This window comes from Pseudomonas sp. HY2-MNA-CIBAN-0224, from assembly GCF_040310285.1.
Lineage (GTDB): Bacteria > Pseudomonadota > Gammaproteobacteria > Pseudomonadales > Pseudomonadaceae > Aquipseudomonas > Aquipseudomonas helleri.
In genome coordinates, this window is the sequence record NZ_JBEOPQ010000443.1 from 1 (window position 1) to 278 (window position 278).

1 protein-coding gene is annotated in these 278 nt (G+C 47.5%); it reads left to right on the top strand.

What is annotated here, in order from left to right; translation table 11 throughout:
- Window positions 1–278 (top strand): hypothetical protein (locus AAEZ03_RS27095; protein ID WP_502947968.1); only part of this gene is annotated, 278 nt, incomplete at both ends.

The following is a 278-nucleotide window of genomic DNA, read 5'->3' on the forward strand; positions in this document are numbered from 1 at the left end:
GCGTTATATGACTCAACCTGTCTACGCAGATGTTTACTATCGTCTACCTGATAACAAAAGCGTGTTGACCGCTAGAGTCACGCAAGTCACTGAGCAGCAAGTGCGCGCCATTGCTGTATTCCTATTGGATGATTTGTCCTATCATATGACGCTGTCGGATAAACGTGCTCGCTTGGCTGAGCTGGAAGAGAAGTTTTCTTTTCCTTTAGCGTTCAAAGCAGTCAATACGCTAGAGTTGGACACGGATCAAATGGCGCGTTTGCGCCGTGATGAAGTGG